Consider the following 15,834-nt stretch of genomic DNA (forward strand, 5'->3'; position numbering starts at 1 on the left):
TCTTCTCAGGCCCCGCGCCCCGCGGCGCACCCTCCGGCGGGTGGCGGCCCCCCCCCCCGCCCGCGCCCCGGGGAAGCCCGCTTCCGCGTCCGGGCCTGCCGACAGGTTCATCGGGCCGCTGGCACAGGAACTCGGCATCCGGCCCGCGACGCTGCGCAAGTGGGAGCGCGCAGGGCTGGTGCGTCCACGCCGCGACCCGAACACCGGGTACCGCGTCTACGACGAGGCCGACGTGCGGGACGCCCGCCTTGCGCACCAGCTCAGGCGGGGCGGCTACCTCCTTGAGCAGATCGCCCCGCTGATCGCCCAGGTGCGGGCCGCCGGCGGTGTCGAGCCGCTGGAGGCCGCACTGCGCGACTGGCACGGTCGGCTGTCCGCCCGCGGGCGGGCGATGCTGACCGGGGCCGCCGAACTGGAGGCGTACCTCTGCGAACGGGGGAATCACGATGCGGACAGGTCAGTTGACCCTTGAGCGACGCTGATTCGGCATGCCGTAGCGGCTCTGCCGGCAGGGGCAACTTCGACAAGGAGAAGTTCGTTGAGCGGTCTTGATCCTCGGTTCATCACCTTCGACATGTACGGGACCTTGACGGACTTCGCCATCGGGTCCGCCGCCAGGGAGGTGATCAAGGACGTGGCGCCGCCCGAGAGGCTTGACGCCTTTCTCCACCGGTTCAGCTGCTATCAACTCGATGAGGTGATGGGTGATTGGCGACCGTACGACGAGGTCGTCTCTCGAGCCTTCGAGCGCGCGTGCCGCAGCACCGGCGTCGAGTTCCGGCCGGGCGATCCCGCCAAGGTTTTCGCGGAGGTCCCGGAATGGGGGCCGCACCCCGACGTACCGGAGCCCCTCGCGAAGCTCGCCGAGCACTTCCCTCTCGTCATCCTCTCCAACGCCGCGGACAGGCACGCCCATCAGAACGTCGCGAAGCTCGGCGCGCCGTTCCACGCGGTGTACACCGCGGAGATGGCGCGGGCCTACAAGCCGCGGCTGCACGCATTTGAGTTCATGTACGAACAGCTGGGCTGCCGGCCGGAGGAGACGATGCATGTGTCGTCCAGTCCGCGTTACGACCTGCAGTCGGCAACCGACCTTGGCGTGAAGGACACCGTGTATCTGAACAGAGGGACCGAGCCGTCGGCGCCCTTCTATCACGCGTACGAGGTCACATCCCTCGCCGGGGTCGTAGATCTTCTGGGCATCTGAATTCCCCCGCGCTGTCCCCGTTGTGGGGAGAGACTGTGGGGATGGAGTTCTTCTGTTACCACCGTGACCGGCCCGGCTCCGGCGATTTGCGCAGCGAGTTGCTGGAAGACCACTGGTCCTACATGGACGCGTACGAGAAGCAGTTGATCGCTCGTGGGCCGACGTTCGCCGACGACGGGGACACCCCGACCGGCAGCGTGCACATCGTCGACCTGCCGGACCCCGCTGCCGCCCGCGCGTTCGCCTTCGACGAGCCCAACTACCAGGCCGGCGCGTACCGGGACGTGCTGCTGCGCCGGTGGCGCAATGTGCTGGGGCGCACCATGTGGGACTTCCCCGGCGGCCGCACCGGTGGCAACCGGTATCTGGTGCTCGGCCTCGGCGCGGAGCCGGCCGCCGACGTCGCCGTGCCGCCCGACCGGGACGAGCTGATCGCGTACGGGCCGCTGTTGTCCGACGACGCCACCGCTTGGCTGGGGACGGCGGCGCTGGTCCGGGCCCCGGACCCGGAGACGGCACGCGCCGTCCTGAGCCAGGACGGATACGCCGCCGTCGAGGTCCACGCCTGGGAGTTCGGCGGGCGACGGTGACGAAGGGAGGCGGGTCCGCCGCCACGGACCCGCCGCTCGGCGAATGCGCTTGTCCGCTCTCGCGGCACCGCACTACCGTGCCGATGTGGATCTCTTCTCACGCTCGTGGACAGCTCTGCGGACGGCGGTCGCCGATCTCCCGGACGCGGACTTCGCCCAGCCGTCCGGCTGTTCGGGCTGGCTCGTACGGGACCTGGTGTGCCATCTGGTCATCGACGCCCAGGACGTACTGATCACCCTGGTGACCCCGGCCGAAGGCGAACCGACCCGCAATGCGGTGACCTACTGGGACGTCGCCGACACGCCGCCGACCGGCGACGACCCGCTCGACGCGCTGATCGTCCGTCTTGCCGCCGCGTACGGAGAGCCGTGGCTGCTCAAGTTCCACCTCGACGACGTCGGTTCCGCCGCGGGCCGCGCCGCCGAACTCGCCGACCCTGCCCTGCGGGTGGCCACCCGCGACTTCGTCCTGACCGCGGGCGACTATCTGGCCGCGTACGTCCTGGAGTGGACGCTGCACCACCTCGACCTGGTCACGCACCTCCCGGACGTGGCGGGACCGCCCGCCGAGGGGCTCGCCCGGTGCCGCGCGATGATCGAGGAGATCGCCGGTGCCTCGTTCCCCGCGTCGTTCTCCGACCAGGACGTCCTGCTTGTCGGCACCGGACGGCGGGCCCCGAGCGAGACGGAGCAGGCCGAACTCGGCGTGCTCGCCGCGCAACTCCCGCTCGTCCTCGGGTGATCGCCCCTCATCGTCCCACATCGCCCCGCATCGCCCCGCATCGTCACGTGACAGGAGACGCCGATGTCCATCCGCCGGGTCATGCCCGACATCCGGTCAGAGGACCTGGAGGAGAGCCGGGACTTCTACGGCCTCCTGGGGTTCGAGGAGGTCATGAACCTGGGCTGGGTCATGACGCTCGCCTCCCCCGACAACCCCACGGCGCAGGTCACCTTCATGGCACAGGACAAGACCGCGCCGGTCGTGCCCGACATGAGCGTCGAGGTGGACGATGTGGACGCGGCCTACGCGGCGGTGCGGGCCAGCGGGGCGGAAATCGTGCACCCGCTGCAGGACGAGGAATGGGGGGTACGGCGGTTCTTCGTCCGTGACCCCAATGGCCGGGTGGTCAATGTGCTCGGCCACCGCTGACCGGCCTCTGCCGCGACGGGCAGTCCCGTGCTCACCGCTGATCGACTCGTCGGCGAAATTCCCTACCGTGCCGGCCGGAAAGGACGGAGACTCCCTTCATGGCTGACATGGGGTTGTTCCAGGAGGCGGTCGCCGCGTGGGCGGCCGGTGGCCCCGGCGACCCCGCACGCGAGCTGGCCGAGCGGCTGCCCGTCCGGTCGGTCGTGCTGCTCGAAGGGCCCAGTGATGCCGCGGCGGTCAGCGCGCTCGCCGCGCGCCGCGGCCGGAACCTGGCGGCCGAAGGGGTCTGTGTCCTGTCGATGGGCGGCGCGATGAGCATCGCGCGCTTCGCCCACGTCCTTGGTCCGCCCGGCCTGGGCCTGCGCCTCACGGGCTTGTGCGACGAGGCGGAGCGCGGCTTCTACACCCGCGGCCTGGAGCGGGCCCGTGCGGCACAGGACGGGTTCTTCGTCTGCTCGGCCGATCTGGAGGACGAGCTCATCCGCGCCCTTGGTGTGGCACGGGTGAAGGAACTCGTCCGGGCGGAGGGCGACTTGCGCGCCCTGGAGACCTTCCTGCGCCAGCCCGCCCAGCAGGGCCGCAGCGCTGAGGGGCAACTGCGGCGCTTCCTCGGCACCAAGAAGGGGCGCAAGATCCACTACGGTCGCGTACTCGTCGAGGCGCTGGACCCCGACCGCGTACCCGCACCGCTGGACGACCTGCTCACCAGCCTCTGACCGCCGCCTGCGACGAACCGCTGACCCAGACGACCTGCCGACCTCACCGGCTATCTGCCCCCGGCCGACCCGTCAGGCAGTGCGGGGCGTGCGGCTGCCGGACCGGAAACCGGGGGAATCCCGCCGTGGCCGTTGACGGCTTGCGCCGCCTGGTGCAGCGTCTGCGCGGCTACCACGCGGGACTCCGCCAAGACGTCACCGAGTTCCCGGACCAGGTTCTCGTAGACCGGCAAATTATCGGTTCCTGCTGAGGTGGGTGTCACAGGGCTGACCTTTCTTGATTTCTGTCGTACGTGAGATCTGCAAGCCGTCACGCCCGGCTGAGGCGCGCGGCGATCCCATGACCCACCAGTAGATAAATGACGGCCGGCAGACCGTAATTGAGGAGAACCCGAAGCCCTTCTGTGTCCATCGTGAAAACGTCCTGTGACCACCAGGCCAGCAAGTCGGCCGTCCCGTGCACGAATTCGACGAAGACGTTGGCCTCGTTGGCGCCGAGCAGGTAGAGCAGGACCCACAGACCGAGGAACACGGCAGCGATGTCAGCGATGGTGTGGACGGCGAGGGCCGTTCGCCGAGCAGTGCTCGGGTTCCGCTCCTGGCGCTGCGGAGGCTGCGGGGGCCGGCCGTAGCCGTGGGGCCCTGGCATCGGGTCGATATTGCTCACGGGTGTCCAATCTGACGCGTCGCTTTACGGGACACGCACCGGTGTCGCGCGGGCCCGTGTACATCTGCGCCATATGACTGCCGTCGCGTTACACGGGCAGCGGAACATCCCAAATATGGCCAGGTATTCGGCAACTTGCCCAAATGAAGGAGTGTGGGAATTCCCTTGCCGACAACCGGCCGCTCTGGTGTGCATATTGTGTGTGGCAATAGTGGTACATCAAGTCGAGGCACTTCACGCCCGGTTCACCTTCCGGGCGAACTGGCGGCCCGCCAGATTGAGCCGCACGTGGCGGGGTAGCCTCCCGCGGCTATGCGCAAAGACCAGACCGATGGCGCGAAGTCCGACCGGGCAACGTTCGATGACGTCTTCTGCGGCCTGCTGCCCAGGCTCTACCGCAGGGCTGTGATGTTCTCCGGATCCCGGCAGCTCGCCGAGGACGCCGTGCACGAGGCCTATCTCAAGCTCGCCAACCGCCCCGAGCGGCTGCTCGCCCACCCCGAGCCCTACGCCTACGCGTTCTCGGCACTGATGAGCGCCGTGCGGGACGCGTACCGTCGAGAAAAACGGCAGGTGCTCATCGACGACGTCGAGACGCATACCGCGGTGCGGACCCTCGAAAGCGGCGGCACACACGGGGGCGCCTTCGTCGACGCCGCCTGGGACGGCGGTCTTGAGCGGCGGCAGGGCGAGTGGGAGGCGATGCGGCTGCTGAGCAGGCTCTCGCCGCGACAGGCCGGCGTCGTCATCCTCGTCGACCTCGACGGCTACACCATCGACCAGGCCGCGAAGATCATGAAGGTGCACCGGGGCACGGCGGCCCGCCACCGCGCCCGCGCCCTGGACAGCCTGCGCGGCATGCTGGTCGAAGCGCCCGATCCGCAGACATCGCAGCCCGGGCGGCGACCCGAGGACGGGAGGGCGTCATGAACTCAACTCCGGGCCCCCCGGGGCAGCTTCCCCCGGACGACACCGGGAGCACCGGCGTCTCAGCCGATGACGCCGCGGTCGCCGTGCTGCGCGAGCGGCTGCGCGCCGCCGACGGGGCGATCGAGGTGCCCCACGGGCTGTGGGACCGCATCCGGGCCGACTCCCCCGCCGGGCGCCGACGGCGCGGGCCGTACCGCATCGCCGTACTCGGTGCGCCGGTTGGCCACCGTCCGCGCCTGACCCTCGTCGTCGCGGCGGCGCTGGTCGGCGCGATCGCCCTCGGGACGTGGTGGCTGGTGCGCCCCGGCGGCCAGGACCGGCCGACACCGCCCGCAGGGACGCGGGGCGTGACGATAACGGTGCACAACGCGGAGGCGGCCTGCCGTGAACTGCGCACCCTGGAGTGCGCGTTGCGGGTCGCCAAGGATCCGTACGAGCGGTACGCCGCGCCCGGCAACCGCGCGGCCCGCGTCTGGCACGGCGACCGGCTCGAAGCGCGGTGCGTGGTCACCGACGGCACGCTCGTCCAGGACGAGAAGGGCATCACATCCACCCGGTGGTACCTGGTGCGCACCTCGCTCGGCGTGGAGGGCTGGCTCCCCGGCGTGCGGACGCGCAACAGCGCGGAGGTGCCGGACTGCGCTCGGGGCGGCGACACCCGCTGACGCGCATGTGACACAGGTCACAGCGCGTGGTGTCATACGGGAAGCGGTCCCGCTCCGTGTAGCGCGTGAGAGCACGTACTACACGGGGAGAACGACATGAGCGTACGTACCTTTCTGACCAGGTCAGCGGCGGCCGTTGCGCTGACCGCGGGCAGCCTGGCCGTGACGGCGGGTACGGCATCCGCAGCCGAGCCGGCGCCGAACTCCGGTGCTGCTGCCGCCTTCACCGTCTGGGCGACCGACGTGAACGTCCGCGACAACCCGCAGTCGCCCGCGACCTGCGACGGCTTCCCCTCGCCGGGGAACTGCCCGACCGTGTCCGGCAAGTTGCAGCCCGGCCAGCAGTTCGAGGCCCGCTGCCAGCGCAAGGGCGAGACGGTGAGCGGCAACGACTGGTGGGTCTTCATCGAGCGGGGCGACTCGCGCGGCTGGATCGCCGGCTACTTCGTGGACACGCCCGACGACCAGCTGCCCGGTGTGCCGATCTGCGGCGCCTGACAGCGACACGACCGAACCGACCAACTGACAACGGGGAGACAGACATGAGGATTCTGAGGAGCACGGGCCGGACCGTGGCGCTCGCGACGGCCGTCGGCGCGCTGGCGCTGGCCGCACCGATGACGGCATCGGCGTCGGCGTCCGCCAAGAGCGCACCGGCCGCCACCGTGCAGCCCGCGGCGGAGCAGCAGCAGGCCGAGGCGGGCAAGGAGGTCCAGGTGTGGGCCAGCAACGTACGCCTGCACGTCGAACCGCTCGTCAACTCGCCCTCGCCGACGACCTTCGGTCCGGGCAAGCTGATCGACTTCTGCCAGCGGCAGGGCGACTTCGTCTCCGAGCCGGGCCAGGGGTCGAGCACCTGGTGGTCGTACGTGGAGCTGCCCGGCGGCAGTGACGGCCTGTGGATCAGCAATGTCTACCTGGTCGGCGGGGAGAAGATCGAAGGCGTGCCCGACTGCTGACCGCCCTTCTGCCACGCGCCTCCCGCTGCCGCCCAAGGCAGCGGGAGGTGACCGCCGTTCAGTGGGTCACGGCGAACAGGAGCAGGACGATGAGCAGGGCCAGGGCGCCGAGGGTGGCGCCGATGAGCGACGGGCCGAAGTTCGTCGCGAGGCCCCGTTCGTTCTTCCACACCCCCAACGCCCCCAGGACCAGGGCCAGGAGCCCGAGGGGCGCGGCGACGAAGTCACCGAGTACGGGGACGAAGGAGCCCACGAGGGCGACGATGCCCAGGGGAAGGGCGATGTCGCCCAGTCGGTCGCCGGGTGCGCCCCCGCGTGGTTCGTCGTCCTTGTGCGACATGCGCCCTCTCACGCTGGAGTCCGGTACCGAAGACCGCAGGACCATCAGACGTCCTGTGCGGCCGCATGTCCAGCACGACTCTGCCCATCCCGGTCAGAACGGAAGGCGCCCGCCGGTCGGGGTGGCGTCAGCACCACCCCCTGCTCGGGCCCCAGACCTCCTGTCTCACGGCCCCCGTCGGCGCAGGCTTGTTCCCGTAGCCAGCGGACGGTCCGGCGGTTCCGGCCGGGCCCCGAATCGATGAACGGGGAGAGACGATGACCAGTCATACGCGGCGGAGGATTCTCCAGGGTGCGGCGCTCGCGGCGGCGGGCAGCGTGGTCGGCGGGTTCGGGCTCGGCCACGGCGCCGCGGCGGCGCAAGCTGCCACACCCGGTGCGGCGGGCGGCGGCAAGAAGTCGCTCCCCTTCCTGGAGGGCGCGTTCGCGCCGGTCACCGAGGAGTTGACCGCGTTCGACCTGCCGGTGACCGGCCGTGTGCCGCGCGACCTGGACGGCCGTTTCCTGCGCACAGGACCGAACGCGCTGGGCCTGGAGGATCCACGGGCGCACCACTGGATGCTGGGCGACGGCATGGTGCACGGGGTGCGGCTGCGCGGCGGGCGCGCCGAGTGGTACCGCAACCGCTGGGTGCGCTCCTCGCAGGTGGCGAAGAAGCTGGGCGAGCCCTACCCGGGCGATGCGCCGCCGGACGACTTCGCGTGCAACACGCATTTGATCCCCTACAAGGGGCGGATCCTGGCGCTCCAGGAGGGCGGGCCGCTGCCGTACGAGCTGGACGGCGACCTTGCCACCGTGCGCCCGTACGACTTCCGGTCCACGCTGCGGGGCGCGTTCACCGCGCACACCAAGTACGACGCGGCGGCGGACGAACTCCACGCGGTGGCGTACTACCCGACCTGGGACCACGTACGGCACATCATGATCGACCGGACCGGGCGGGTGGCCCGGACCACCAAGGTCCCGGTGGCGGACGCGCCGATGATGCACGACTTCGCCCTCACCGAGAAGTACGTGGTGATCGTGGACGTCCCGATCACGTTCGACGCGGCGGCCGCCGAGGCGGGGGCCACGGTGCCCTACATCTGGAACGAGCGACACCCCATGCGCCTGGGGATCCTGCCGCGGGCCGGAGGCACCACCCGCTGGTTCGAGATCGACCCGGTCTACTTCTCGCACACGCTCAACGCCTACGACCAGGGCGACAAGGTGGTGATCGAGTACACCTCCATGCCCGCCCCGTTCTACGCGGCGGGCCGGGGCAGCGGCGGCCCCTCCGCGACCGGCGCGCCCGCGCTCGACCGCTGGACGGTCGATCTGCGCGCCGGCCGGGTCCGCGGCAGCCGCATCGACGATCTGCCGCAGGAGTTCCCGCGCGTCAACGAATCCCTGGCCTCCCGGCGGCACCGCTTCGGGTACACGGCGAGCGCGGCCGAGATGTGGCGCGCGTACGAGACGGTCGACGGGGTGCCGCCGGACGAGAAGTTCACCAACTGCCTGGTGAAACATGACATGTTGCGCGCCAGCAAGCAGGTGCACCGCTTCCCGAAGGGCGCGGCGGCGAGCGAGCCGGTGTTCGTGCCGCGCCGGGGCGCCCGGGACGAGGACGACGGCTACATCCTGTCCTACGTGAACGACCCCGACCGGGGCGCGACCGACCTGGTGATCCTCTCGGCCCAGGACTTCACCGGCCACCCGCTGGCCCGCATCCACCTGCCCGGCCGGGTACCGCTCGGCTTCCACGGCAGCTGGGTGGCGGACCTGTAGCTACGAGAAGCGGGATCCGCCCGGCGCACCCGCGCGCGTCATGCCGACGGCGGTGAACGCCGCTGCCGCCACCGTGGCGGCAGCGGTCAGCGCGCCGACCAGCCAGGCACCGCCGACCGGGGCGTTCGTCTGCGGCGGGGCGAATTCTCCGGGCACGGCGTACACCATGAGCCGCTCCCCTGCCTTGGCATCGGTGGGGCACGCCTCCCCCAGCGCTGCGAAGTCCGACTCCCTGAGGGGTCGTTCGAGTTCCGTCCCGTCGGGCCGCTCCAGCGAGCACTCCCACCAGTCGCCGGTGACGTTCCCCGTCGGCGCGTTCCGCTCGTGCCGGACAACCTCCGTGACGACGGTTTCCACCGGCTCGCCCCACACATCGAGCACGGCCTGGTCGAGGAATGTCAGCAATCCCACGGCCAGCAGGCACTCCACAATGGCCGCCGCCCCGAAGTGCCAAGGCTCTAGACGGACGAAGCACAGGCCGATCAGCGCGAACCCCACACCGAGCAACAACAGCCCTGCGACGACGGCCACCACCGGGCCTGGCCACCACCAGGGAACGAGCACCACCGCGATCACAGCAAGGCCGCATGTCAGCAACGAAGCGATGACCCCCATCAGCGCACCGGCCACCCAAAGCCGCACTCTCCCGCTCACCGGCACCTCCCCGACGCCCCCACACGCTGCCCTGCCCCGCCTGCGACCTGTCCGGCCCACTGCGGGCGACCATCCTCGCCCCATTGAGCCTGGCGGCTTCAGGGCCGGTAGACGCACTCCGCCAGCGTCGCGTGCTTCTTCCAGCCCAGCGTCTCGTACAGCGCACGTCCGGCGTCGGTCGCGCCGAGGATGCCGAGGTGTGCGCCCTCGTCCAGGGCGCGGTCGGCGAGCGCCCGCATCACGAAGTGTCCGAGGCCGCGCCGACGGTGGGCCTCCTCGGTCACCACCCGGTCGGCGATCGCAGCCTCCCCCAGGACGGCCATCTGCCCCGTGGCCGCCCGCTCGCCCGCCGCGTCCAGCACGCGTACCAGGACGACGGCGCCGCTGGTCTCCACGGTCGCCGTATATCCCTCGGGCGCTTTCGGCTCCCTGGCCGTCAGGTCCACGGCCATCAGATGTCCGGTCTCCTCCCAGGCGACCACCCAGCCCTGGGGCAGCCAGGGCTCGATCTCCGCCGGCCGCGCGGGCATCTTCATCCAGGTCCGTGGCACGGTCACCGCAGCAGCGGCGCTGCGGACCAGCGCCTCGTCGGCCGTGGGCAGGACATGGCGGCCGACTTCGTCGGGGTTGTCGGCCACCTCGATGTGCAGCCCCCAGGGCCGCTCGGCCGGCGGGGGTGTCCGCCGTGACACGGCCCAGCCCTCCGCCCAGGTCCTGACCATGTCCGCAACCATCTGGAGCCCTCCCGAATCCGCGACCGGCTCAACAGCCAAGTAATAGCTGCCGATTGGGATTGCATATTACGCCCTTCACATCAGCGGCGGCGCGGGCGCGGGCCCCAAGGTCGTCGTGCCCGGAGTCGCCCGGTGGGCGAGGCCGGTGCGGTAGGCGTCCAGGGCGGCCTCCGTCCGTCCTGTCCTGCGGAGAAGGTCGCCGAGGAGGCAGCACAGGCCCGCCAAGTCCCCTGCCACGCCTGCCCGTTCGAGCAGGGGCAGCGCGGCGCGGTAGTGCTCCTCGGCAGCCGCCGTGTCCCCGCACTCCTCCGCGATGAGGCCCAGCAGCCGGTGCGCGGCGCCTACGTGCACCGTGCCGCGTCCGGCCCTGAGGGAGCGCGCTTCCGGGATGTCCGTGGCCCCCGGGGCTTCCGCGGCCTCCGTGCCGACGGCCAGCAGCGGTCTCAGGAGCGCCTCGGCCTCCTGGACCTTGCCGCGTCGGCGCAGCACGTCGGCGAGTTCCACCTCGACCTGTTCGGCGAAGAGCGCGGCCCGCTTGGCGGTGAGCATGTCGTAAGCGGTGCGCAGTTCGTTCTCGGCGCGCGCCAGGTCGCCGTCCTGGGCGTGCACGTAGCCGCGCATCCAGTGGCAGTGGGCGAGTTCGGTGCGGATGTGCAGCTGCCGGTAGAGATCCTGGGCCTTGGCCAGCGATGCGTCGGCCTCGGCGATACGGCCCTGGGCGATGAGCGTACGGGCCACCCCGCGGTGCATCCCGGCGAGCAGGGCGGGGTCGTCCACGCGGGGCGCGAGCGCGATCGCCAGTTCGGCGGCGTGCGCGGCGCGCTCGTGTGCGCCCATGTCCATGTACGGGGCGATGGATGCCGTGTAGAGGAGGAGCAGCGCGTCCGGGTCCTGCAGTCCGGAGGCGTTGAGCTGGTCGAGCGCCGTCTCCAACAGGTAGCAGGCGTAACGGAGTTCGCCTGTCAGCCGGTGGGCGTTGGCGCGGCCGCGGATGGCGGGGACGCGGCGGGGCAGCGGCTCGTCGGCGAGCAGCCGCTCCACCGAGGCGAAGCACTCGTGCGCGTCGTCGAGTTCCCCGGACTCCAGGAGACAGTCGCCGAGGCCGAGGAGCGCGGTGGCCTGCTCCCCCGGGAGAGCGTGTTCGACGGCTTCGGCGTACAGGGCACGGAAGAGAGGAGCGGCGTCTTCCGGCGCTCCGGTGGCCAGCGCGCGCCGCGCGTCGGTCAGGCGCAGCCGCAACTCGGCGGCGAGGCGGGCGGGCCGCCCCGTCGCGAGCTCCTCGGACGTGACGCCGAGACGCTCGGCCAGGTGCCGCAGCGCCGCCTCGGACGGCCTCACCTTGCCCGACTCCAGCGTGGAGACGTAGGCGGGCGTGTAGGCGGGTTCGGCCAACTGCCGCTGGGTGAGCCCGAGTTCCGTACGAAGGCGCAGGACGCGACGCCCGATCACCGCGGGCTCGTCGAGCCGAACGCCCCCAGATCCGCTGTCCGACATCTCTCCGCCTCCAGGTCCGAGCCAAGTCCATGCGGGCCTGGAGCGACAGGACTTGTGACTACGCGGCGTGAACTCCCCACTCCCACAGTCACCTTGCGCCCCAGGCATTGCCTTGCTTCCCCACGACCCCTACATTGAACCCCACCTTAAGCTCCCTTAACCCCCCACTTACATCACGGACTTGCCGATCCCGGCCGCCTCCGTGCAGATCCTCGGGAGATCTTCCATGCGTAGACACGCATCCCACATATCCCGCAAGCGACTCGGCATCGCCATCGGTGTCGTCCTGGCGGCGGCGCTCGCCGTCACCGCTCCGGTCGCCGCGGACCCCGTCACTAGCGACAACGCTTCGGCTGCTCAACCCGCCGGCCGCGACGCCGGCTCCGCCGATGGCGTCAAGGTCGAGTACTTCACCGGCCGCGACGGCCACCCCCGCCACACAGAGGTCTCGTCGTCCTCCCCGCTCACCAGGAAGGAGCAGGCCACGATCAAGAAGGACGACGGCGACGTCGTGCCGATCGTGGAGGCCGGAGCGAGCGACGCCAAGGTCGACGTCGTCTTCATCGGCGACGGCTACACCGCCGCCCAGCAGGAGGACTTCCACACCGACGTGCGCACCAAGTGGAAGGAGATGTCCGCCGTCGAGCCGTACGCCGAGTACCAGGACCTGTTCAACGTCTGGGCCGTCGACGCCCACTCGCAGGACTCCGGCGTCTCGGGCGACCCGACGAGCGACGTCACCAAGAACACCGCCCTGAACTCCGCGTTCTTCTGCGACGGCATCGAGCGGCTGCTGTGCGTCGACACCAACAAGGTCGAGGCGTACGCGAGCAAGGCCGCCGACCCCGACCTCGTGATCGTGCTCGGCAACTCCACCAAGTACGGCGGCGCCGGCTACAACGACATCACTTCGCCGTCCGGGTACGACGGCATCGGCACCGCATCCTCCGACCACCCCGACTCCGACCAGGTCGCCGTCCACGAGACCGGCCACTCCTTCGGGAAGCTCGCCGACGAGTACTGGTACGACGAGAGCACGTACACGGGCCCCGAGCCGGGCGAGTCCAACCTCACCAAGCTCAGCGCCGACGAGATGGCCGCGCAGAAGGCCAAGTGGCACCGGTGGCTCGGCCAGGAGTCACCCGACGGCGGCACGGTCGGCGCGTACGAGGGCGGCGGCTACCACGGCCACGGCCTCAACCGCCCCACCGAGGACTCGATCATGCGCACCCTGGGCCGCGAGTTCAATCTGCCGGGACGCGAGGCGATGATCGCGGGCTTCCATCAGCACGCCCCGGTCCTCACCGCCGTCACACCCACCGACCGGCAGGTGCGCGGCAGCGATCGGATCCGCGTAGAGGCGTCCTCCCGCGCACAGGTGCGCTGGTACGTCGACGGCCGCGAGGCACGGAAGGCCCGCGACGCGAGCAGTGTGACCCCGAGGCGGCTCGGGGTGCCCGCCGACGGCCGCGCGCACACCGTCACGGCACGCGCCACGGACCCGACCAAGGCGGTCCGCGACCCGAAGCTCCGCAAGTCCCTGACCCGCTCGCTCAGTTGGCAGGTCACGCGCTGACGCACCGAGGCAGCCGCCGGGATCCCGGAGCCTTGATGACACGATGGAGGCTCCGGCGATCCCGAAGGGCCAAGGACCGTGGCCCGTGACAGCGCCTGGAACGACAACCGGCTTCTTCGGCTGCCGGCGGAGCATCCCGGCGCGGGCGATGTCGTCCTGAGGGCCGTCCATGCAGCTGTGGCAGCCAAGCTCGCCGAGGGCGAACTGCCCTATGCCGCGGTGCTCGCGCCGGCCGAACGCAACGAACTCGACGCGGCGGACATGCGGCGACTCGGCACCCTCCGGGGGGCTTCGACCCGTCTGCGCGGCCTGCTCGACCGGCGCCTGCGTGCCCGCCCCTCGGCTCCGCACCTGCCGCGGTCGCCGCGTCAGCCGTCGCCCGCCCGCTCCCCCGCCACGGGGTAAGGGACGAACGTGCTGCTGTTCTCGTCGATCGCTAGCCGGCGGTCCAGGGGTGGTACGGCCCGTTGGGGGCAGTCGGTGCGTTCGCAGAGGCGGCAGCCCATGCCGATGGGGACGGCGGAAGAGGCGTTGTCCAGGTCGAGGCCGTCGGAGTAGACGAGCCGTGCGGCATGGCGGATCTCGCAGCCCAGGCCGATCGCGAAGGTCTTGCCCGGCTCTCCCCAGCCGCCGCGGTGCCGGGTGACCGCCCGTGCGGTCCACAGGTAGCGCTGGCTGTCCGGCATGGCGGCGACCTGGACATGGATCCGGCCGGGCGAGGCGAACGCCTCGTACACGTTCCACAGCGGGCAGGTGCCGCCCGCGCGGGAGAAGTGGAACGCGGTGGCGGACTGACGCTTCGACATGTTGCCCGCCCGGTCGACCCGGACGAAGGAGAAGGGCACGCCGCGCAGCCGGGGCCGCTGCAAGGTGCTCAGGCGGTGGCAGATCGTTTCGTAGCCGAGCCCGAAGTGGTCGGTCAGCCGCTCGATGTCGTAGCGGAATTCCTCCGCGGCCGCGTGGAAGCGGCGGTAGGGCAGGATCAGCGCGGCGGCGAGGTAGTTGGCGATGCCGATGCGGGCCAGCGGCCAGGCCGCGGTCCGCGGGTCGAAGTCCTCCGAGGCGAGGGCGGAGATCTCGTCCGCGTACTCGAGCAGTGCGAGCTGGGTGGCCATCCGGAACGCCTGCTGGCCGGGGCGCAGTCGGCTGGAGAGGTGGAGGACCCGGGTCTTCGGGTCGTAGTGGTGCAGGAGCCGGCCGGAATCCGCGGTGATGCGCACACCGTGCCGCTCGGACAGGCGGGTGGACAGGGCGCCCACGACCTCGCCGGGGCGTACGCCGATCTCGGTGGCGAACCGCTCGGCGGCGAGGTCGATGTCATTCAGGTAGTTCTGGCGCCGGTAGAAGAACTCGCGGATCTCCTCGTGTGCCGAGCGAGGCTGTGCCGCTGTTCCAGGACCCCGGCCCTCCGCGGTTTCGGAGAGCTGTTCGGTGAGGTGCTGGTTCCGCCGGCCCAGGTCCACCAGGAGCGTGGCCACGGCGGGCAGCCGGGATGCCAGGTCCGAGAGGTCGGCTGCGGAGACGCGGCCCGCGGAGACCTCGCCGGTGAGAGCGTCCCGCAGATCGGCCACAAGACGGCTGGTGTCACGTTCGGAGAAGAAGCCCGGGTCGACGCCGAACGCCTCCGTGAGGCGCAGCAGTACGGGCACGGTCAACGGCCGTGAGTCGTGCTCCATCTGGTTGAGATAGCTCGGCGAGATGGCCAGGGACCGGGCAAGGTCGGCCTGGCTCATGCGCCGCTCCTCCCGCAGCCGCCGCAGCCGCGCCCCCGCGTACGTCTTGCTCACCCATGTGCTCCTGTTCCGGTCACGTGTGCTCCCGTCCGGTCACGATCGTCGGCACTGTTCGCGATGGTAGCCACGCGAACCGGTCTTGTGGCATTAACAGAGTTGGCAAAAGCGCCGCGAAAGATGCGCAGAAGTTGGCAGCCTTCCACGCTTGTTGGCACTGAGTGCCGCTGCGAGAGTCGTACCGCGGCCCGCCGGACTCCGGCGGGCGGAACCGGAAACCGGGCGCGATTCATGCCCTGACGTCGGAGACCCCGGCCTTTCCTGCCGCCTCGGCGACATTGCTCCGATTGCTCACCCATGGAGTTCGCGGGCCGCACCCCATATTGGCAAGGCACTTAGTGCCAGGCATTGGCATGGTTCACGACTATCCGGGAGACGGTCATGGCACAGGCAGGGACGACGACGGCAACGGCCGCGGAGCTGGCGCAGCGGTGGGCGACCGACGCCCGCTGGAAGGGGATCGAGCGGACCTATACCGCCGAGGATGTGGTCAGGCTTTCCGGCAGTGTGCGTGAGGAGCACACGCTGGCGCGGCGGGGTGCGGAGCGGCTGTGGCGTCAGCTGCACGACCGGGACTATGTGCATGCGCTGGG

Annotated in this window: 19 protein-coding genes and 1 pseudogene; 14 read left to right on the forward strand and 6 right to left on the reverse strand. The window is 70.8% G+C overall.

What is annotated here, in order from left to right; translation table 11 throughout:
* The 6 genes from ACFWY6_RS24570 to ACFWY6_RS24595 all read left to right on the forward strand — a co-directional run.
* Positions 1-472 (forward strand): MerR family transcriptional regulator (locus ACFWY6_RS24570; protein WP_384694148.1); only part of this gene is annotated, 472 nt, incomplete at its 5' end.
* Positions 473-538: 66 nt separating this feature from the next.
* Positions 539-1,207 carry a haloacid dehalogenase type II gene (locus ACFWY6_RS24575; protein ID WP_384694150.1) on the forward strand — a complete coding sequence of 223 codons (669 nt, stop codon included), beginning with the start codon at positions 539-541 and terminating at the stop codon, positions 1,205-1,207.
* Positions 1,208-1,248: 41 nt separating this feature from the next.
* Positions 1,249-1,797: a YciI family protein gene (locus tag ACFWY6_RS24580; protein WP_384694153.1), complete on the forward strand. Its 549-nt coding sequence runs from the start codon at positions 1,249-1,251 to the stop codon at positions 1,795-1,797.
* Between the two features lie 85 nt (positions 1,798-1,882).
* Positions 1,883-2,539: a maleylpyruvate isomerase N-terminal domain-containing protein gene (locus tag ACFWY6_RS24585; protein WP_384694156.1), complete on the forward strand. Its 657-nt coding sequence runs from the start codon at positions 1,883-1,885 to the stop codon at positions 2,537-2,539.
* 63 nt (positions 2,540-2,602) lie between these two features.
* Positions 2,603-2,950 (forward strand): VOC family protein, encoded by a 348-nt coding sequence (locus tag ACFWY6_RS24590; RefSeq protein WP_384694159.1) that lies wholly within the window; start codon positions 2,603-2,605, stop codon positions 2,948-2,950.
* Positions 2,951-3,048: 98 nt separating this feature from the next.
* Positions 3,049-3,666, forward strand: coding sequence for a TOPRIM nucleotidyl transferase/hydrolase domain-containing protein (locus ACFWY6_RS24595; protein ID WP_384694161.1), 618 nt, complete (start codon positions 3,049-3,051; stop codon positions 3,664-3,666).
* Positions 3,667-3,976: 310 nt separating this feature from the next.
* Here the strand turns inward: ACFWY6_RS24595 and ACFWY6_RS24600 are convergent, their stop codons facing one another.
* Positions 3,977-4,333, reverse strand: a complete 357-nt coding sequence (locus tag ACFWY6_RS24600; protein WP_384694164.1) for a hypothetical protein — start codon at positions 4,331-4,333, stop codon at positions 3,977-3,979.
* A gap of 312 nt (positions 4,334-4,645) precedes the next feature.
* On the opposite strand from ACFWY6_RS24600, the gene ACFWY6_RS24605 reads away from it, so the two are divergent.
* The 4 genes from ACFWY6_RS24605 (at position 4,646) to ACFWY6_RS24620 (ending at position 6,887) form a co-directional block, all read left to right on the forward strand.
* Positions 4,646-5,263: an RNA polymerase sigma factor gene (locus tag ACFWY6_RS24605; protein WP_384694167.1), complete on the forward strand. Its 618-nt coding sequence runs from the start codon at positions 4,646-4,648 to the stop codon at positions 5,261-5,263.
* On the forward strand, positions 5,260-5,928 hold the full coding sequence (locus tag ACFWY6_RS24610; RefSeq protein WP_384694170.1) for a hypothetical protein: 669 nt from the start codon (positions 5,260-5,262) through the stop codon (positions 5,926-5,928). Before ACFWY6_RS24605 ends, ACFWY6_RS24610 begins: the two co-directional genes overlap by 4 nt.
* 96 nt (positions 5,929-6,024) lie before the next feature.
* Entirely contained in the window at positions 6,025-6,426 is a 402-nt protein-coding gene (locus ACFWY6_RS24615) for a hypothetical protein (RefSeq protein WP_384694173.1), read from the forward strand.
* Positions 6,427-6,470: 44 nt separating this feature from the next.
* Positions 6,471-6,887 carry a peptidase M23 gene (locus ACFWY6_RS24620; RefSeq protein ID WP_384694176.1) on the forward strand — a complete coding sequence of 139 codons (417 nt, stop codon included), beginning with the start codon at positions 6,471-6,473 and terminating at the stop codon, positions 6,885-6,887.
* A gap of 58 nt (positions 6,888-6,945) precedes the next feature.
* Here ACFWY6_RS24620 and ACFWY6_RS24625 read toward each other — a convergent pair whose 3' ends face one another.
* A complete protein-coding gene (locus ACFWY6_RS24625) occupies positions 6,946-7,227 on the reverse strand; it encodes a hypothetical protein (RefSeq protein ID WP_384694179.1) in 282 nt (93 codons plus the stop codon).
* A 257-nt stretch (positions 7,228-7,484) separates the two neighbouring features.
* Between ACFWY6_RS24625 and ACFWY6_RS24630 the strand changes: the two genes are divergently transcribed.
* Positions 7,485-8,993 (forward strand): carotenoid oxygenase family protein, encoded by a 1,509-nt coding sequence (locus ACFWY6_RS24630; protein ID WP_384694182.1) that lies wholly within the window; start codon positions 7,485-7,487, stop codon positions 8,991-8,993.
* On the opposite strand, the gene ACFWY6_RS24635 is transcribed toward ACFWY6_RS24630, so the two are convergent.
* The 3 genes from ACFWY6_RS24635 to ACFWY6_RS24645 all read right to left on the reverse strand — a co-directional run bounded on the left by ACFWY6_RS24635 (position 8,994) and on the right by ACFWY6_RS24645 (position 11,875).
* Positions 8,994-9,647 carry a hypothetical protein gene (locus tag ACFWY6_RS24635; protein ID WP_384694185.1) on the reverse strand — a complete coding sequence of 218 codons (654 nt, stop codon included), beginning with the start codon at positions 9,645-9,647 and terminating at the stop codon, positions 8,994-8,996. It lies immediately after the preceding gene.
* Between the two features lie 98 nt (positions 9,648-9,745).
* Positions 9,746-10,369, reverse strand: coding sequence for a GNAT family N-acetyltransferase (locus ACFWY6_RS24640; protein ID WP_384694188.1), 624 nt, complete (start codon positions 10,367-10,369; stop codon positions 9,746-9,748).
* A gap of 87 nt (positions 10,370-10,456) precedes the next feature.
* The gene (locus ACFWY6_RS24645; protein ID WP_384694191.1) at positions 10,457-11,875 is read right to left on the reverse strand and encodes a tetratricopeptide repeat protein; all 1,419 of its coding nucleotides are present in this window, start codon (positions 11,873-11,875) and stop codon (positions 10,457-10,459) included.
* Positions 11,876-12,101: 226 nt separating this feature from the next.
* On the opposite strand from ACFWY6_RS24645, the gene ACFWY6_RS24650 reads away from it, so the two are divergent.
* A complete protein-coding gene (locus ACFWY6_RS24650) occupies positions 12,102-13,451 on the forward strand; it encodes a M64 family metallopeptidase (protein ID WP_384694194.1) in 1,350 nt (449 codons plus the stop codon).
* Positions 13,452-13,529: 78 nt separating this feature from the next.
* Complete coding sequence (locus ACFWY6_RS24655) at positions 13,530-13,856, forward strand: hypothetical protein (protein ID WP_384694197.1); 327 nt, start codon at positions 13,530-13,532, stop codon at positions 13,854-13,856.
* Here the strand turns inward: ACFWY6_RS24655 and ACFWY6_RS24660 are convergent.
* Positions 13,820-15,238, reverse strand: coding sequence for a short-chain fatty acyl-CoA regulator family protein (locus ACFWY6_RS24660; RefSeq protein ID WP_384694200.1), 1,419 nt, complete (start codon positions 15,236-15,238; stop codon positions 13,820-13,822). The two genes, ACFWY6_RS24655 and ACFWY6_RS24660, sit on opposite strands and share 37 nt — an antisense overlap.
* Before the next feature lie 384 nt (positions 15,239-15,622).
* On the opposite strand from ACFWY6_RS24660, the pseudogene ACFWY6_RS24665 reads away from it, so the two are divergent.
* Positions 15,623-15,834 (forward strand): annotated as a pseudogene (locus ACFWY6_RS24665) (isocitrate lyase); the annotation flags it as partial.

Origin of the sequence: Streptomyces sp. NPDC059037 (genome assembly GCF_042740015.1) — a bacterium.
Lineage (GTDB): Bacteria > Actinomycetota > Actinomycetes > Streptomycetales > Streptomycetaceae > Streptomyces.

Bases quoted from the DNA above. Each gene is read 5' to 3' on its own strand.
- ACFWY6_RS24610 (WP_384694170.1), top strand. From the start codon at position 5,260: ATGAACTCAACTCCGGGCCCCCCGGGGCAGCTTCCCCCGGACGACACC.
- ACFWY6_RS24630 (WP_384694182.1), top strand. From the start codon at position 7,485: ATGACCAGTCATACGCGGCGGAGGATTCTCCAGGGTGCGGCGCTCGCG.
- ACFWY6_RS24620 (WP_384694176.1), top strand. From the start codon at position 6,471: ATGAGGATTCTGAGGAGCACGGGCCGGACCGTGGCGCTCGCGACGGCC.
- ACFWY6_RS24580 (WP_384694153.1), top strand. From the start codon at position 1,249: ATGGAGTTCTTCTGTTACCACCGTGACCGGCCCGGCTCCGGCGATTTG.
- ACFWY6_RS24605 (WP_384694167.1), top strand. From the start codon at position 4,646: ATGCGCAAAGACCAGACCGATGGCGCGAAGTCCGACCGGGCAACGTTC.
- ACFWY6_RS24625 (WP_384694179.1), bottom strand. From the start codon at position 7,227: ATGTCGCACAAGGACGACGAACCACGCGGGGGCGCACCCGGCGACCGA.
- ACFWY6_RS24640 (WP_384694188.1), bottom strand. From the start codon at position 10,369: ATGGTCAGGACCTGGGCGGAGGGCTGGGCCGTGTCACGGCGGACACCC.
- ACFWY6_RS24615 (WP_384694173.1), top strand. From the start codon at position 6,025: ATGAGCGTACGTACCTTTCTGACCAGGTCAGCGGCGGCCGTTGCGCTG.
- ACFWY6_RS24645 (WP_384694191.1), bottom strand. From the start codon at position 11,875: ATGTCGGACAGCGGATCTGGGGGCGTTCGGCTCGACGAGCCCGCGGTG.
- ACFWY6_RS24650 (WP_384694194.1), top strand. From the start codon at position 12,102: ATGCGTAGACACGCATCCCACATATCCCGCAAGCGACTCGGCATCGCC.
- ACFWY6_RS24595 (WP_384694161.1), top strand. From the start codon at position 3,049: ATGGCTGACATGGGGTTGTTCCAGGAGGCGGTCGCCGCGTGGGCGGCC.
- ACFWY6_RS24590 (WP_384694159.1), top strand. From the start codon at position 2,603: ATGTCCATCCGCCGGGTCATGCCCGACATCCGGTCAGAGGACCTGGAG.